At 74.8% G+C, this 16,562-nt stretch carries 13 protein-coding genes; 4 read left to right on the top strand and 9 right to left on the bottom strand.

The genetic code is table 11. From position 1 onward, the window contains the following. The 3 genes from CUD01_RS08085 to CUD01_RS08075 all read left to right on the top strand — a co-directional run. Positions 1–369 (top strand): 16S rRNA (guanine(527)-N(7))-methyltransferase RsmG (locus CUD01_RS08085; RefSeq protein ID WP_174773853.1); only part of this gene is annotated, 369 nt, incomplete at its 5' end. 85 nt (positions 370–454) lie between these two features. Continuing rightward, a complete protein-coding gene (locus tag CUD01_RS17295; protein ID WP_307722672.1) occupies positions 455–1,966 on the top strand; it encodes an AAA family ATPase in 1,512 nt (503 codons plus the stop codon). Continuing rightward, positions 1,963–3,171: a ParB/RepB/Spo0J family partition protein gene (locus tag CUD01_RS08075; RefSeq protein ID WP_141320128.1), complete on the top strand. Its 1,209-nt coding sequence runs from the start codon at positions 1,963–1,965 to the stop codon at positions 3,169–3,171. The genes CUD01_RS17295 and CUD01_RS08075 overlap by 4 nt, the downstream gene beginning before the upstream one ends. Before the next feature lie 31 nt (positions 3,172–3,202). Here CUD01_RS08075 and CUD01_RS08070 read toward each other — a convergent pair whose 3' ends face one another. From CUD01_RS08070 to CUD01_RS08035, 8 genes are all read right to left on the bottom strand, one after another. Beyond that, complete coding sequence (locus CUD01_RS08070; RefSeq protein WP_141320126.1) at positions 3,203–4,234, bottom strand: D-alanine--D-alanine ligase family protein; 1,032 nt, start codon at positions 4,232–4,234, stop codon at positions 3,203–3,205. Positions 4,235–4,275: 41 nt separating this feature from the next. Next, a complete protein-coding gene (locus CUD01_RS08065; RefSeq protein ID WP_094181444.1) occupies positions 4,276–5,619 on the bottom strand; it encodes an aminotransferase-like domain-containing protein in 1,344 nt (447 codons plus the stop codon). A 106-nt stretch (positions 5,620–5,725) separates the two neighbouring features. Further along, on the bottom strand, positions 5,726–6,046 hold the full coding sequence (gene trxA / locus CUD01_RS08060) for a thioredoxin (RefSeq protein WP_094181445.1): 321 nt from the start codon (positions 6,044–6,046) through the stop codon (positions 5,726–5,728). After that, positions 6,043–7,038, bottom strand: a complete 996-nt coding sequence (gene trxB / locus CUD01_RS08055; protein ID WP_094181446.1) for a thioredoxin-disulfide reductase — start codon at positions 7,036–7,038, stop codon at positions 6,043–6,045. The genes trxA and trxB overlap by 4 nt, the downstream gene beginning before the upstream one ends. Positions 7,039–7,187: 149 nt before the next feature. Beyond that, positions 7,188–9,437 (bottom strand): protein kinase family protein, encoded by a 2,250-nt coding sequence (locus CUD01_RS16510; RefSeq protein WP_166772057.1) that lies wholly within the window; start codon positions 9,435–9,437, stop codon positions 7,188–7,190. Between the two features lie 61 nt (positions 9,438–9,498). Beyond that, complete coding sequence (gene murJ, locus CUD01_RS08045) at positions 9,499–11,604, bottom strand: murein biosynthesis integral membrane protein MurJ (protein ID WP_244937711.1); 2,106 nt, start codon at positions 11,602–11,604, stop codon at positions 9,499–9,501. Beyond that, on the bottom strand, positions 11,601–13,967 hold the full coding sequence (locus tag CUD01_RS08040) for a DUF6049 family protein (RefSeq protein WP_141320124.1): 2,367 nt from the start codon (positions 13,965–13,967) through the stop codon (positions 11,601–11,603). Before CUD01_RS08040 ends, murJ begins: the two co-directional genes overlap by 4 nt. Next, the gene (locus CUD01_RS08035; RefSeq protein WP_174773851.1) at positions 13,964–14,527 is read right to left on the bottom strand and encodes an NUDIX hydrolase; all 564 of its coding nucleotides are present in this window, start codon (positions 14,525–14,527) and stop codon (positions 13,964–13,966) included. Before CUD01_RS08035 ends, CUD01_RS08040 begins: the two co-directional genes overlap by 4 nt. Before the next feature lie 81 nt (positions 14,528–14,608). On the opposite strand from CUD01_RS08035, the gene CUD01_RS08030 reads away from it, so the two are divergent. Then, complete coding sequence (locus tag CUD01_RS08030) at positions 14,609–16,078, top strand: CCA tRNA nucleotidyltransferase (protein ID WP_198303463.1); 1,470 nt, start codon at positions 14,609–14,611, stop codon at positions 16,076–16,078. On the opposite strand, the gene CUD01_RS08025 is transcribed toward CUD01_RS08030, so the two are convergent. Next, positions 16,075–16,509, bottom strand: a complete 435-nt coding sequence (locus CUD01_RS08025) for an LPS-assembly lipoprotein LptE (protein WP_141320122.1) — start codon at positions 16,507–16,509, stop codon at positions 16,075–16,077. The genes CUD01_RS08030 and CUD01_RS08025 overlap by 4 nt on opposite strands. Positions 16,510–16,562 lie beyond the last annotated feature (53 nt).

Below are 16,562 nucleotides of genomic sequence, written 5' to 3'. Positions count from 1 at the left end.
GAGCCGATGGAGCGGCGGACGGACTGGCTGAACGAGGTCGTCGCGCACCTCGGCCTCTCGAACGCCGAGGTGCGCAGAGCACGGGCGCAGGAGGCTCTCGACCTGCAGGTCGACGCGGTCACGACCCGCGCTGTCGCCGCGATGGAGAAGCTGTACGGGTGGGCGACGCCGCTCATCCGGCCCGGCGGCATGTTGGTGGCGCTCAAGGGCGCCCGTGCCGCGGAAGAGATCGAGAACGGCCGCCGCGCGGCGCGTCGCGCGCAGGTGGGGGCCGTGGAGCTGCACGAGGTCAGCACGCTGGTCGGCGTCGAGCCGACCCGCGTCGTCGTCGCCGTGCACGAAGGGCGGAAGAGTGTTCGGAAGGCGTAAGCAGGGGCGCGCGCCCCAGCCTGTTCCCGCGACCGCGGCGTGGCCCGCGACTCCCGTCGAGTCGGCACGCGCCGAACCGGCGCCCGTGGCGCAGCCTTCGCCCCCGGCGGCGGCCGACGCCGAGCGGATCGCTCACGAGGAGGCGCCGGCGTCCGCACCGCGGAGCGACGGCGCATCGTCGCCCCTGCCGGATGAGTCGCGCGACGCGCAGGCGACCACGCATGCGGCGGCCGCTGAGCTTCCCGCGGACCAGGACGGGCTGGCTCCCGAGCACGACGGGGGACCCGCGCCGGACGCGCCTGCGGATGGCGACGAGCGCCAGGAGAGTGAAGGGCGCGCCGCGACGTGGGCCGCGACCTGGGGCATCCAGGGTCAGGGGGAGACCGCGACGGCTGAGCTGGTCGAGAGCGTCGAGATCCACGACGACTCGTCGGACGGCCGCGACGACACGGCGACGCACGACGGCGCCGACGACCACCTGAACGGAGCGGCTGACGCCGTGGAGCACGCCTCGACCGTGAACCCGTCCGCTCCCGTTTCACGTGAAACGGGAGCGGGGGAGTCGCTCGCGCGTCCGGAGACGCCGGCACCGCCGGCTGACCTCGACCCCGAGGAGCAGCGCCGCGCGGCGCTGGTGGAGAGCCTGCCGACGGCGACGCCCGACACCCCGTTGATGGCGGAGCTCCAGCTGGACGCGCGTCGGCGCATCGAGCTCCGGGGCCGACAGTTCCCGCGACCCGCCGAGACGCGCGTGGTGACCGTGGCGAACCAGAAGGGTGGCGTCGGCAAGACGACGACCACGGTGAACCTCGCCGCGGCACTCGCGCAGTCGGGGCTGAACGTCCTGGTGCTCGACAACGACCCGCAGGGGAACGCGTCGACGGCGCTGGGCATCGAGCACCGCGCGGGAACTCCCTCCATCTACGAGGTGCTGGTCGAGGGCGCCCCGATCGCCGAGGCGGTGCAGGAGAGCCCGGACGTGCCCCGCCTGTGGTGCCTGCCGGCGACCATCGACCTCTCGGGCGCCGAGATCGAGCTCGTCTCGATGGTGGCTCGGGAGACACGGCTGCGCAGCGCGCTCGATGCGTACCTGCAGTGGCGCATCGACAACGGCATGGAGCGCATCGACTACGTCTTCGTCGACTGCCCCCCGAGCCTCGGCCTGCTCACGGTCAACGCGTTCGTCGTCGCCCGCGAGGTGCTCATCCCGATCCAGTGCGAGTACTACGCGCTCGAGGGTCTGAGCCAGCTGCTCAAGACGATCCAGCTCATCCAGGCTCATCTGAACCCGGACCTGCACGTCTCCACGATCCTGCTCACCATGTACGACGCTCGCACGAACCTCGCACAGCAGGTGGCCGCCGAGGTCCGTGAGCACTTCCCGGAGCGCACGCTGCGGACCACCGTGCCGCGCTCGGTGCGGATCTCGGAGGCACCGAGCTACGGACAGACCGTCATGACGTACGACGCCGGCTCGTCCGGCGCGCTGGCGTACCTCGAAGCGGCGCGCGAGATCGCCGAGCGGGGCGCCGCGGCCGGCACAGACACCACACCGACCAGCGTGACCGCGACCAGCGGCACGGAGGAGGACCGATGAGCGAGAAGCGACGTGGACTGGGCCGCGGCCTGGGCGCGCTGATCCCCGCAGGGCTCGACGGACAGCGCCCCGCCCCCAAGGACCGTCCGGTCGACGTCTTCTTCCCGGACCTCGGGGACCAGCACGCCGAGTCCGGACCGATCGCGACGGCGACGGCCGTGGTCGACGAGGCGGTCGCCACGACGCCGACGAGCGATGCCTCGCCGACCGGTGCCGTCCCGGCGAGCGCCGTGACCGACGACGCGACGAGCGCCCCCGTGGATGTCGCGTCGGCCGCGTCGAACGGCACGGCCGCGTCGGACGCCGGCGTCGCGTCGGACGCCACCGCCGCAGCGGTGCCGGACGCGTACCCGGCCGTCGACGACAGGGACGGGCTCGTGCCGGTGCCGGGCGCGCGGTTCGCTGAGCTCCCGGTGGGCTCGATCCGGCCGAACCCGAAGCAGCCGCGCACGGTCTTCGAGGAAGAGGCGCTCGACGAGCTCGTCGGGTCGATCCGCGAGATCGGTGTGCTGCAGCCCGTCGTCGTGCGCCAGGTCGACGACGGCTACGAGCTCATCATGGGTGAGCGGCGCTGGCGGGCGACGCAGGCAGCGGGCCTGGAGACGATCCCGGCGATCATCCGTGAGACGGAGGACGGGGACCTGCTGCGCGATGCGCTGCTGGAGAACCTCCACCGCTCGCAGCTCAACCCGCTCGAGGAGGCGGCGGCATACCAGCAGCTGCTCGACGACTTCGGCTGCACCCACGAGCAGCTCGCGACGCGTATCCACCGCTCGCGGCCGCAGATCTCGAACACGTTGCGCCTGCTCAAGCTGCCGCCGCTCGTCCAGCGCCGCGTCGCGGCGGGCGTGCTCTCCGCGGGGCACGCGCGGGCGCTCCTCGGGCTCGCGGACGGCGCCGCGATCGAGCGGCTGGCGCAGCGGATCGTCGCCGAGGGCCTCTCGGTCCGTGCCGTGGAGGAGATCGTCGCGCTCGGTGGCGACGACGCGGCGCCGGGGCAGCGTCGTGCGGCGCCGCGGGCGGGTCAGCGGAACGAGGCGCTCGACGAGCTGGCGACCCGGCTCTCGGACCGGCTCGACACGCGGGTCAAGGTGCAGCTCGGCAAGTCGCGCGGGCGCCTCACGGTCGAGTTCGCGTCGGTCCAGGACCTGAACCGGATCCTCTCGACGCTCGCCCCCGACGACCCGGGCCTCCTGAAGGGCTGAGGGTCGGCGCGGGCCGGGCGCGCCGAGCGGGTCAGAGCGCCCCGACGCCCGCCAGGCCGGTCGGCTCGGCGGCGAGGGACGCCTCCACGAGCGCGCGGTACAAGGCCCCAAGGTTGTGCCCGGCGGCCTCTGCTGCCTGCGGCAACAGCGACGTCTCCGTCATCCCCGGGGTCACGTTGACCTCGAGGAAGTGCACGACACCGTCCTCGTCGATGATGAGGTCCGCCCGGGAGAGCCGGGCGAGGCCGAGCGCGCGGTGAGCGGTGATGGCGACGTCCTCGACGGCGGCGCGCGTCTCGGGCGCGAGCCGCGCGGGCGCGAAGTACTCGACGCGACCGGGGTTGTAGCGCGCGTCGTAGTCGTAGGGCCCGTCGGTGACGATCTCGATCGGGGGGAGTGCCACGGGACCGTCGCCGAGGTCGACCACGGAGACTGCGACCTCGACGCCGTCGACCGCTCGCTCGATGAGGGCGGTGCCGCCGTAGGCGAAGCACTCGACCATCGCGCGGGGCAGCTCGTCGGCGGACCGCACGACGCTCACCCCGAGGGCGGACCCGCCGCGCGACGGCTTCACGACGACGGGCAGCCCGAGCCGGCCGACGATCGCGTCGAGCACCCGCCCCGCCCCGAGCTCGCGGAACAGGGACTGCGGGAGGGTCACGAACTCGGGCGTGACGATGCCGGCGCGGGACACGACGGTCTTGGCGATGGGCTTGCTCCACGCGACGCGGCTCGCGCGGGGTCCGGTGCCGAGCAGGCGCAGGCCGAGCAGCTGGACGACGTCGCGCACGGAGCCGTCCTCGCCGCTCGCGCCGTGCAGCAGGGGCCAGACGAGGTCGGGCGCGAGCTCGGTGAGCGCGGGCACGAGGTCCGCGTCGACGTCGTGCAGGCTCACCTCGACGCCGGCCGACCGCAGCGCCTCGGCGACGCGCCGCCCGGAGCGGATCGACACGTCGCGCTCGTGCGAGAGACCCCCGGCGAGCAGTGCGACGCGGGGAGCGGCCGACGAGCCGGGGACGAGCGGCGTGAGCGCGGACGGGGCGGGGGCTGACGACGAGGTCACGGGTGCGTGCTCCGAGGACGAGGCGGTGGCAGGAGGCTGCGTCACAGGACGTCGGGTGCGGGCGCGACGACGTCGTCGGCGGGCTCGTCCGTGGTGCCGGTGCCGAACATCTCGACGAGCTCGCGCTCGGCGGAGACGACGGACGCGAGTCGGCGCACGCCCTCGCGGATCCGCTCGGGAGTGGGGTAGCAGAAGGACAACCGCATGTGGTCGCGGCCGGTGCCGTCGAAGTAGAACGCGGTGCCGGGCACGTAGGCGACTCGCGCGGTGACGGCGCGCGGGAGCATGTCCTTCGCGTCGAGGCCCTCGGGGAGCCGGACCCAGGTGTAGAAGCCGCCGTCGGGGACGGTCCAGGACGCCTCGGGCAGGTGCTCGGCGAGCGCGCCGACCATCGCGTCGCGTCGCTCGCGGTACAGCTCGCGGTAGCTCTTGACCTGGGACCGCCAGTCGCACGTGGACAGGTACGACGAGATCGCGATCTGCGACGCGTTGGAGGGGCACAAGATGGCGGACTCGGACGCGAGCACGAGCTTCTCGCGCACGGCGTGCGGCGCGACGGCCCAGCCGACCCGGTAGCCGGGGGCGAACGTCTTGGAGAACGAGCCGAGGTAGATGACGCCGTCCTCGTCGTACGAGCGCAGCGCGGGCCACGGGTCGCGGTCGAAGCCGAGCAGGCCGTACGGGTTGTCCTCGAGGACGAGGACGCCGTGCCGACGGGCGATCTCGACGATCTGCGGTCGCCGTTCGAGCGACACCGAGACCCCGGCGGGGTTGTGGAAGTTCGGCACGGTGTAGAGGAACTTGGTCTGCCGGCCCGCGGCGGCCAGCGAGGTCAGCGTCTCCTCGAGCGCGGCGGGGATGAGCCCGTGCTCGTCGATCGGCACGTGCACGACGTCGGCCTGGTAGGCGCGGAACACACCGAGCGCACCGACGTAGGAGGGGGCCTCGGCGACGACGACGTCGCCGGGGTTGATGAAGACGCGCGTGACCAGGTCGAGCGCCTGCTGCGACCCGGTGGTGACGACGACGTCGTCGGGGTGGGCGCTGATCCCCTCGAGCGCCATCACCTCGAGGATCTGCTCGCGCAGGGTCTCGTCGCCCTGACCGGAGCCGTACTGCAGGGCCTGCAGCCCGCGCTGCGCCACCACCTGTGCGGCGACCTGAGCGAGCGAGTCCAGCGGGAGGCCGTCGAGGAACGGCATGCCGCCGGCGAGCGAGACGACCTCGGGCCGGTTCGCCACGGCGAACAGTGCCCGGATCTCCGAGGCGCGCATGCCGTGCGTGCGGTCGGCGTACGCGTCGAGCCAGGGGTCGAGCCGCGTACCCGCGGCGGCGGACGTGGGGGTGCCCGACGTCTCCGGCCGGGGCGAGGGCTGCGAGGTCATCTTGGCAGTCTTGCACGCCGGGTCGGGTGCCCAGGACGGAAAAACGGCCCGCGTACGGACGGGTCGTGTGAAGGCCCCGGTGATGCCGGGCGGACCTCGCGGGTGGTCAGCCCGCGAGCAGCGCCTCGATCTCCTGGGCGTAGGCGGCCTTGGGGCGGGCGCCGATGACCTGCTTCACCAGCTCGCCGCCGGAGTAGATGTTGAGCGTCGGGATCGAGACGATGCCGTAGTCGCCGACGACGACCGGGTTCTCGTCGGAGTTCACCTTGACGATCTTGACGCGACCTTCGTACTGCGTCGCGAGCTCGGCGAGCACGGGCGCGACCATGCGGCACGGGCCGCACCAGGGCGCCCAGAAGTCGACGACGACCGGGATCTCGGACTCGAGCACCTCGGCGCGGAACGTCTCGTCGGTGACGTCGATCATCGGGCATCCTCCACCAGGACCGGCACCTCGGTGGGCACCATCGGGTCGACCGCGTCGCCGAGCGACGCGAGGAAGTGCTGCGCGTCGAGCGCGGCGGCACAGCCGGAGCCTGCGGCCGTGATCGCCTGACGGTACGTGTGGTCGACCACGTCGCCGCACGCGAAGACGCCCTCGAGGTTGGTCCGCGTGCTGCGGCCCTGGACCTCGATGTAGCCGTTCTCGTCGAGGTCCACCTGGCCGAGCAGCAGCTCGGTGCGCGGCACGTGCCCGATCGCGACGAAGACCGCGCCCGCGTCCTGCTCGCGCGTCTCGCCGGTGACGGTGTCGCGCAGCGTCACGCCGGACACCTTCTCCTCACCGTGGATCCCGACGATCTCGCTGTTCCACGCGAACTGGATCTTGGGGTCGGCCGCGGCGCGGTCGGCCATGATCTTCGAGGCGCGCAGCTGGTCGCGGCGGTGCACGAGCGTGACCGAGCGGCCGAACCGCGTGAGGAACGTCGCCTCCTCGACGGCGGAGTCACCGCCGCCGACCACCAGGATGTCCTGGTCCTTGAAGAAGAAGCCGTCGCACGTCGCGCACCACGAGACGCCGCGGCCCGACAGGCGCTTCTCGTCGTCCAGGCCGAGCTCGCGGTACGCGGAGCCGGTCGCCAGGATGACGGCCTTGGCGCGGTACGTCGTGCCGTCGGAGACCGTGACCTCCTTGACCGGACCGGTCAGGGACAGCGACGTCGCGTCGTCCCACAGCACCTCGGCGCCGAACCGCTCGGCCTGGCCCTGGAGGTTCTCCATGAGCTCGGGGCCCTGGATGCCCGCGGGGAAGCCGGGGAAGTTCTCGACCTCGGTGGTGTTCATGAGGGCGCCGCCCGCGGTGACGGAGCCGGCGACGACGAGCGGTGCGAGGCCGGCGCGTCCGGCGTAGATCGCGGCGGTGTAGCCGGCAGGGCCGGAGCCGACGATGACGAGCTCGCGGATGGGCTGGTCGGTCACAGGACGGTCCTCGGGGTCGCAGGGGTCGCCGGGTGTGGCGGGCTGTCGCAGTCAACCGATCGTAGGCCGGATCTGTTCCCCGCCACCGCCGCGCCTCTCGCTGTGGACGAGGTGGTGCGTCGAGGCGTCACCGCACCGCGTGCGGAACGTCAGCCGAGCGAGATCTCGTTGAGCTCGAGCCGGAACGACCCGTCCGCCGCGGCCGGCAGCTCGCTGATCCACAGCGTGACGACGTCGGTCTCCGTCGGCTTGTCGAGCTCCACGGTCACCTCCGGACCGAACGACCCGGAACCGAGCACCTCGCCGCCGCTCGGGTCGTCGGCCCCGCCGGTGGTGATCTGGAACTTCCCGCCCTCCGAGCCGGTCTTGAGCGTGACGGTCGAGACCAGCGCGGGCTCCTCGAGCTTCATCACGTACCCGACGCCGTCCTTGAAGCCGGAGAAGTTCGCCTGCTGGTACGTCATCGTGTACCAGTACGTGGACGTGTCGCCGTCGAACGCGCGGCCGACGGCCTCCTCGTGCTCGCCGTCGTCGTCCGACGGGTCGACGCTGCGCGCGGACGCGATCACGGGCTTCGCCCCGGAGGCGGGCGGCGTCGACTCCTCGCCCGTCGGCTCTCCCGTCGCCTCGCCGGTCGGCTCCTGCTCACCCGAGGTGGTCTGCTCGGACGCCGTGGCCTGGGGCCGCGGTTCGGGGGCACCCGTGTCGAGCGACGAGAACAGCGCCTTGAACGCGAGCACCACGCCGATGACCACACCGATGCCGACGACCGCGAGCACGAGCGCGGTCGGGTCGAACGCGCGTCGACGCGGCGGCTCGTCGCCCACCTCGCCCATCACGGACGAGAAGTCGTCGTCGCCCGACGACGGACCGGGCCACGGAGAGCCGCCACCCGGCGGCACGACGGGAGGCTGCGACCCACCGGAGCCGGCGCCCGCCGCGCCGGCAGCTCCGCCGCCGGACCCCGCCCCGGGACCCTGGTGGCCGCCCGGCGGAACCGACGGCGGAGGCGAGGCGGGACCTGACGGCGGCACGGACGCGCGGATCGAGCCGAGCGGGATCGTGGCGCCCGGGCCGGACACCTCCGTGACGGGTGCGCCCGGCCGCGTCGAGATGCGCGCGGGACCCGAGCCGACGGGCGGGGCGACCGCGGAGCCGCCGAACGCCGAGGTGCGCAGCGGCGCGGCGGGCGGGGGAGTGCCGGGCCGGTTCACGGCGGGGGACGAGTCGTCGCCGAACGCGTCCCGCACGGACTGCCGCTGCACGCGGATGGGCGCGGTGTCCTGCAGGTCGTCCTCGGGGGTGGCCTCCCGCATGCCGCGCGCCGCCGCGTCGTCGCCGGCTGCGGCAGCCCCGGCGGCCTCGGCGATGGCCGCAGCGCTGCCGAGCACCTGGGTCGGGTCGGTCGAGCCCACCGGTGTGCCGGTCGGCGGCGTGCTCGTCGTGTCGCGGTCGTCGGTCACAGCGGCTCCCTCGTGGGCGTGTCCGGGACCAGTCTCGACCGCCGTCCCGGCGGGCGCGACGGCTGGCGCACCGGCGCCTCGCACTGCGGGTGGCGCAGCGGACGCCGCGGCGGGCGGGACGGCTGGTGGCAGGGCGATGGTCGATGCCTCGGCGCCGCCCTGCACCGCACGGATCGCACCCCACGGCTCGAGCTCACGCACGAGGTCGCCGGGCGTGTGGGGCCCGTCGTCGTGCGGCCCGAGCGTGACGGCGCACAGCGTGTCCAGGTCGTTGGTGACGGAGGCGACGAGCTCGACCGGCGGCACGGGCACGCCGGCGTTCCCGGGCGCGGAGGCCACGCCGGGTGCGATCGCGTCGCTCGACGTCGCCGGCCAGCGGCCGGTGAGCGCGGTGTAGAGGAGCCGGACGAGGTCGACGGCGTCCCGCCGGCTCGTCGTGCGGGCGTCGCCGTCCGCGACGCCGAGGACGGCCGCGTCGATGCCGAGGCCGGTGATCATGACCCGCCCGGGGCCGACGAGGTGCAGGCAGCGCGGGCGCAGCGCGAGGTGGTGCAGCCCGCGCCGGCGGGCGACCTCGAGCGCGGCGGCGGCCTCGCCGACGACCGCGCGGGCCTGCTCGGGCGTGAGGGGGGCGCGCGCGACGAGCTCGGCGAGCGTCGGGCCGGCGACGTCCTCGGTGACGACGTAGCCGAGCCGGTCGTGCGTGCCGACGTCGAGGACGCGGGTGAGCCGCGGGTCGGAGACGAGCGCGGCGCGTCGCGCGCCGTCGAGCGCGGCGGAGACCGCTCCGGAGGAGAGCACGACGGCCCGCACGGGCCGGTCGAGGATCTGGTCGGTGGCGTGCCAGACGGACACCCCGGGCACGTCGCAGGTGCCCTGCTCGCGCACCCGGTACCGCCCGGACAGCACGGTGCCGGGTCCGACCACCTCGCTCACGTGCACCTCCGTGCGCTGCGTCGTCGTCGCATCGACCCCTGGTCGGGGCCCTGCCAGCACTCTAGACGGGGCCCCCGGGGGTCCGCGGTCCACCTGGGGACGGACGCCCGTCGTCCCACGGCCCGGACTGCGGGTCGGAACCCGGCTCGGAGCCCGGGTCGGGGCCACGGTCGGGGCCGGGGAAGGACCCCGGGTCGCCCTGCTCGCCCAGCCAGTCGGACAGGGGCCGGCTCGGCCGGTACAGCGGGTGCCCGGGCGGGTAGTGCGGGCGCGACCGCGCGGTGCGCGGGGGACGTGGAGCGGGCGGCAGCTCGGGCACGAGCGGCGCCGCCCCGGGCGGGGCCTCGGCGACCATCGGCACGCCCCCGCCGCCGTCGGGCCACGCGGCCCACGGGGTGAGCGGGTAGTGCGGCTGGGAGGTCGCGCGGCGCGGGGTGCGCGCGGGGGCGCCGGCGTCGTCGGGCTCCGGCTCGGGGGCGGGCGGGGCGGCGGGGGTGAGGATCCGCAGCAGGGGGCGCAGCGGGCGCACGCCGGAGAGCCGCCCGACGACGGGCCGCAGCAGGTCGTCGAGCTCGCGGACGCGCAGGGCGCGCAGGACCTTGACGTAGACGAGGACCATGACGAGCCCGACGAGCAGGCACTTCACGGCCGCGGTGACGAAGCCCGCCGGGAGCAGCCAGGACAGCAGCAGCAGGAGGCCGAGGCCGACGACGGTCGCGGGGACCGCGGCGAGCACGGCCCGCAGGTGCAGGCGCAGCACGCGCCCGCCGTCGACGCCGTGCAGCCGTTGGTGCAGGTGCCGCAGCGCGACGACGGACCCGACGAGGTAGGACACGCTCATCGCGACACCCACGCCGACGACCCAGGTGGTCGCGGGCAGCACGACGCGTCCGACGAGCGCGCCGAGCACGACGACGATCGCCATGACGACCTGCACGGGCACCATCGACCGGGTGTCCTCGTACGCGTAGTACACGCGCTGGCACATGGACCACGCGCCGAACGCGGGCAGCCCGACGACCATCGCGACGACGACCTGGGCGACCGCGTCGGTGGCCTGGGCGGTCGCGGAGGGAAGGATCAGCTGCGTGACGGGGATCGCGAGCACCGCGAGGACGGCGGCGGCGAGCACGGTGAACACGCCGACGACGCGCATGCCGTAGGACAGCGTGGCGCGCACGGCGCGCGAGTCCCCGTCGTGCGCCTGCTCGGCGAGGCGCGTGAACAGCGCGGTCGCGAGCGACACGGTGACGAGCGAGTGCGGCAGCATGAAGATGAGGAAGGCCGCGTCGTACGCGGCGTTGGACGCGACGTCGGTGGCGCGGTCCGCGGCACCGGGCGCCTGCGAGACGACGCGCGAGACGACGACGTACGCGAGCTGCCCGACGGCGAGCCCGACGAGCGTCCACGTCGCGACCCGGCCGGCCTGGCCCAGCCCGGCGTCCCGCACGCCCCACCGGGGCCGGTAGCGCACGCCGGCGGCGCGCAGCGCGGGGAACAGCACGAGCGCCTGCGCCATGACGCCGAGGGTCGCGGCGCCGGCGAGCACGACGACCTGCGAGGTGCCCCACGCCTGCGCGGTGCCGTACCCGGACTCGGGCACCGCGCCGAACGCGACGATGAACACGAGGAACCCGACGATCGACACGACGTTGTTGACGACGGGCGCCCACATGTACGGCCCGAACGAGGACCGTGCGTTGAGCACCTGCCCGAGCAGCGCGTACACGCCGTAGAAGAAGACCTGCGGCACGCACCAGTACGCGAACGTGACGGCCAGGTCCATCTGTGCCGGGCTGGCCGCGTCCGCGTAGAGCCGCACGAGCAGCGGGGCGGCGAGCGTGAGCACGGCGGTGAGGCCGGCGAGGACGACGAACCCGAAGGTCAGCAGCTTGTCGACGTAGACCTGACCCGCGCCGCTCTTGTAGGCGCGCACCACCTGCGGCACGAGGACCGCGTTGAGGACGCCGCCGACGAGCAGCATGTACATGACGTTGGGGAGCTTGTTGGCGACGGCGAAGGCGTCCGCGGCCTGGCCGGTCGCGCCGATCGCGGCGAACAGCACCATCGACCGCAGGAGCCCGAGCAGGCGGGAGACGGCGGTGCCGGACGCCATGAGCGCCGCGCCGCGGCGCATGCGCCCGTCATCGGCCGGTGCGTCGCTCACCGTGCGGCACCCTCGTCGGACGCCTCGCCCGCGCGCGCGTCGTCGTCGGCCCCGGCAGGCGCGTCGTCGGGGCCGGTGCCCTCGGCGAGGCTCTCGTCGTCGGCGGGGGTGCCGCCCAGGACGGGCAGCGTCACGGGACCGGTCGACTCCGAGACGGTGCGCGCCCCGCGGCGGGCGCTCTGCCCGCGCCGGACCGTGCGCGCGATGCCGAGCGCGAGCCCGAGCGCCAGCAGGATGCCGACGACGACCGTGCCGACGCTCTCGATCGTGGGCGAGACGCGCGCGGAGAACGCGATGGGCTCGGCGACGTCCTGCCCGGCGGGGCCGACCAGCTGCACCTCGACGAGCACGTCGCAGTTGGCGTGCGCCTCCAGCGGCACCGTGACCGACGTGTCGCCGGGCTCGAGGACGGGCGTGGCGAACCCGCCGACCGTGAGGCACGCCTTGCGGGGGTCGACGACGAGCCTGGCGCGCACGGGCACGGCGAGCTCGTTGCGCACCGTGAGGCGCAGGTCGCTCGTCGTCGCGATGACGTTGAGGTCGCTGGTCTCGACGATCGACAGCCCGGTGGTCCGGGCGAGCACCTGCTCGACGGTCTGCTCGACCAGCTCGGCGCGCTCGCGGGGTGCGGCCCGCCAGGCGACCGCGAGGGGGGCGAGCACCTGGTCGTCGATGCCGGCGAGGAACGCGTCGGGGTCGTCGAGCACCTCGCTGAACGAGCGCGCGGCCTCGCGCGCGTCGGCGAGGGCCGTCACGGCGGCGGGGTCGAGCTCGTCGCGGTCGGTGGTGCTGGCCGGGGCGCGGTCGGCGCGCGCGTCGCGCGGCTCCGCGAGCACCTCGGACAGGGTGGCGGTGCGGGTCCAGGGCGCGGCGCCGAGCGCGCTCGTCACGGCGCCCAGGACCGCGCTGTCGGGCGCGGTCAGGCGGTCGGTGGCGACGACGACGCCCGCGGGTGAGGGTTCCTCGTGCGAGACGACCGCGAGCTCGGCGAGCACGCGCTGCGCGATGCTCGCGGGCGTGCTCCCGGACGTGCTCCCGGACGTGCCGTCGCCCGTGGCGGTGCCGCCCACGACGAGCCGCGAGAGCACCGCGTCCGGCACGACGGTCGTCACGGGCCCGACGCCCGCCTCGAACGTCCGCACGGAGTCGGAGGCGTCGTCGGACGACACCCCGGACGCGGCGGACGAGCGGTCGGGCGCGACCTCGGACGACGAGCCGGACGCGCCCGCGGTCGGGGCCGGCGGCGCCAGGATCGCCGCGGCGCCCGCGCCGGAGACCGCGGCCAGCGTCACGTCGTCGGGCGTGCCCGCGTCCGCCGCCCACAGCAGCAGGTGCTCGCTGCTCTCGAGCTCGGCCTGCGTGCGGTCCGCGGCGACCTGCAGCAACGCGCCCTGGCCCGCGTGCTGCACCGCGGCGACGTCCGGGTCCGCCCAGGGCAGGCCGTAGGAGTCGTGGCTCGCGATCGCGGCGCGCAGGCGCTGCGCGAACCGCTGCGAGGACGCGCTGCCGGACTCCGCGAGCGGCAGGAGCGACGGGTCGACGACGACCGTGACGTCCTCGTCGACCGTCGCGGCCTCGAGCATCGCGCGCAGGCGTCCGCCCGGTGCGGTGAGCGCGTCGAGGTCGTCGTCGGCCGCGCGGGCCGCGGCTGCGGCGGCGGACGTCGGCTCGGCGGCGCCCTCGGTCGCGGTGGGCGCGTCGGAGGGGTCCTTGCCGGGCAGGTCGTCGGGCGCGGGCGCCGCGACGGGGGCGTTCGCGGGGCCGACGAACGGCAGGACGACCGACACGGGCACGCGCGGCGGCTGGTCGTCGGTCGGGTTCCACAGGATGTACGTCCGCTCGAGCCCCAGCCGCTCGCCGCGCGCGGCGACCTCGACGGCCATGCCGCGCGCACCCCACAGGCCGGGCAGGTTCGTCAGGTGGACCTGGTCCGCGGGCAGCGTCAGCGTCACGGTGCGCGCCGCGTCGGGCAGGAGCGGCTCGGTGAGGTCCACCGAGATCTCGGACTGCCCCGCGGGTTCGTCGAGCCCGCGGTCCGCCCACGCGGCGACCTCGTCGCGCGAGCCCATGCGGAACCGGTTGAGCCACAGCACGGCGCGGGCGTCCTCGACGGGGGCGCTCGTCGTGTTGGTGACCTCGACCGTCACCCGCAGGTCCTCACCGGGCTCGAGCACCTGCGGGGCGATCGAGACGATGCGCACGTCGACGACCGCCTCGTCGGCCGCGCGCGCGCTCGAGGTGCGCGCCACGGCGGGGGCGACGACGAGCGCGGCGGCGAGCGCCAGCACCGCGGCCAGGGCCGCGCGGACCCGGCCCGGCGACGGCGCCCGCGTGCGTGCCGGCCGGGGTTCGACGCCGGTCATGCCTCGCCGACGAGCACCACGAGCGCGGCCTCGGCGAGCCGGCGCTCGTTCGGGTACGCCAGCCGGTCCGGCAGCATCGAGACGGGCACCCACGCCGCGTCCTCGGCCTCGCCGTCCGGGTCCCCCTCGACGGTCAGCGTGCCGCCGACCGCGCCGAGCAGGAAGTGGTGCACCACCTTGTGGACGCGGCGGTCGTCGCCGGAGAACCAGTAGTCGATCACGCCGAGCCGGCGCAGCACCTGCCCACGGATGCCGGTCTCCTCGGCGATCTCGCGGACCGCGGCCTCCTCGGGCGTCTCCTCGCCCTCGAGGTGGCCCTTCGGCAGGCACCACTCGAGCCGTCCGCCGCGGTTGCGGCGGGCGATCACGGCCGCGTGGTAGACGCCGTCGCGCAGCTGCACGACGAGCCCGCCCGCCGACGTCTCGTCCACCACGGGCAGCGGTGCCGCGGCGGGGCCGGACGGCCGCGGGGGCGTGACGGGCCGCGGGGCGTGCAGCCGGTGCCCTCCGGGCGGCGCCGGGACGCCCCGCTGAGGGGACGGGTGCGCGGCGCCGGACATGCGTGCCACTGTAACGACTTGCTCCGGTCGGACCCGAACCCACCGGCGGGGTGGGCGCCCGCGCCACCTAGAATCGGGCGGGTGCCCGACGACACGCCCTCCCTCCTCGCGCTGCAGAAGCGCGCCCTCGGCGTGCTCGCCACGCTGCCGGCCGACGCCCTCGAGCTCGGCGAGCTGTTCCGGGACGCGGGTCACGAGCTCGCGCTCGTCGGGGGGCCCGTGCGGGACGCGTTCCTGGGGCGCGCGTCGTCGGACCTGGACTTCACGACGTCGGCGACGCCCGACGAGACGCAGGCGCTGCTCGCGCGCTGGGGTGACGCGCACTGGGACATCGGCCGGGAGTTCGGCACGATCGGCGCGCGGCGGTTCGGCAGGCGGCGCGGGGGTGAGGATGTCGTCGTCGAGGTCACCACCTACCGCACCGACGCGTACGACCCGACGTCGCGCAAGCCCGAGGTCGTGTTCGGCGACTCGCTCGAGGGCGACCTGTCGCGCCGCGACTTCACGGTCAACTCGATGGCCGTGCGGCTGCCCGAGCTGACGTTCGTCGACCCGTTCGGCGGGCTCGAGGACCTCGCGCGCCGCACGCTGCGCACACCGGTGGACCCGCGGCAGTCGTTCGACGACGACCCGCTGCGCATGATGCGCGCCGCACGGTTCGCCGCCCAGCTCGGCTTCACGGTCGACGACGCGGCGCTCGCGGCGGTCGTCGAGCAGGCCGAGCGCATCGCGATCGTCTCCGCCGAGCGTGTGCGTGACGAGCTGTCCAAGCTGCTGCTGTCCGCGCAGCCGCGCCTCGGCCTGCAGGTGCTCGTCGAGACGGGCCTGGCCGACCACGTGCTGCCCGAGCTGCCGGCGCTGCGCCTGGAGATCGACGAGCACCACCGCCACAAGGACGTGTACGAGCACTCGCTGACCGTGCTCGACAAGGCGATCGCGCTGGAGACCGGTCCCGACGGCGCCGTCCCCGGCCCGGACCTGGTGCTGCGGCTCGCCGCGCTGCTGCACGACATCGGCAAGCCCCGCACCCGCAAGTTCGAGCCGGGCGGCGGTGTCTCGTTCCACCACCACGAGATGGTCGGCGCCAAGCTCGTCGCGAAGCGGCTCAAGGCCCTGCGCTACGACAAGGCGACCGTGCAGGCCGTCGCGCGGCTCACCGAGCTGCACCTGCGGTTCCACGGGTACGGCGAGGGCGGGTGGACCGACTCCGCGGTGCGCCGCTACGTCACCGACGCCGGCCCGCTGCTCGAGCGGCTGCACCGGCTCACGCGGTCGGACTGCACCACGCGCAACGTCCGCAAGGCGCAGCGCCTGTCCGCCGCGTACGACGACCTCGAGGAGCGCATCGCCCGCCTGAAGGACCAGGAGGAGCTCGACTCCATCCGCCCCGACCTCGACGGCACGCAGATCATGGCGATCCTGGGCCTGAAGCCCGGGCGCGAGGTCGGCGAGGCGTACAAGTTCCTCCTCGCGCAGCGCATGGAGCACGGCCCGCTCGGCCCCGAGCGCGCCGAGTCCGAGCTGCGCGCCTGGTGGTCCGCCCGCTCCTAGGCGGGGCAGTCGAGGGTTCCGGTGATGCGGGCGCCCTCGCTGATCTTCTTCTGGATCCCGGACACGGGGATGCGCACCACGATGCCCTCCACGTCCTCGAGCCGGAGCCCGTCGCGGTCGCCGCGGCCGGCGGTCGTCGACTGGAACGTCAGCTCGTCGTCGATCCGCACCCGGACCTGCGCCTCGCCGAGCGGGTCGACGAGCGCGGCGACCGCGCCGTCGGCGGTGGCGAGGCGCCGACGGTCGGGGGTGATGTCGTCGGTGCACACGGTCGCGTCGGCCTGGATGCTGAGCTCCTGCTGCCGGCCGCTCTCGTCGGCGTAGGTGAGGGCGATGTCCGCGGAGCCGGGGGCGGCGGCGGTGCCGCAGCCGGCGGCCAGGAGCGTCGCGAGGACCGGGACGAGGGGGATGATCCGGTGTCTGCGGGGCACGGACCGCAACCGTAGCGATACCGGACGTCCGCGCGGGCGTCTGAAACGTTCTG

The sequence above is a fragment of the Cellulomonas uda genome (assembly GCF_006538705.1).
In the GTDB taxonomy this organism is placed as follows: Bacteria; Actinomycetota; Actinomycetes; order Actinomycetales; family Cellulomonadaceae; genus Cellulomonas; species Cellulomonas uda.
Note: the sequence above shows the minus strand (reverse complement) of the source record. Positions and strands in the feature narration are given on the sequence as shown.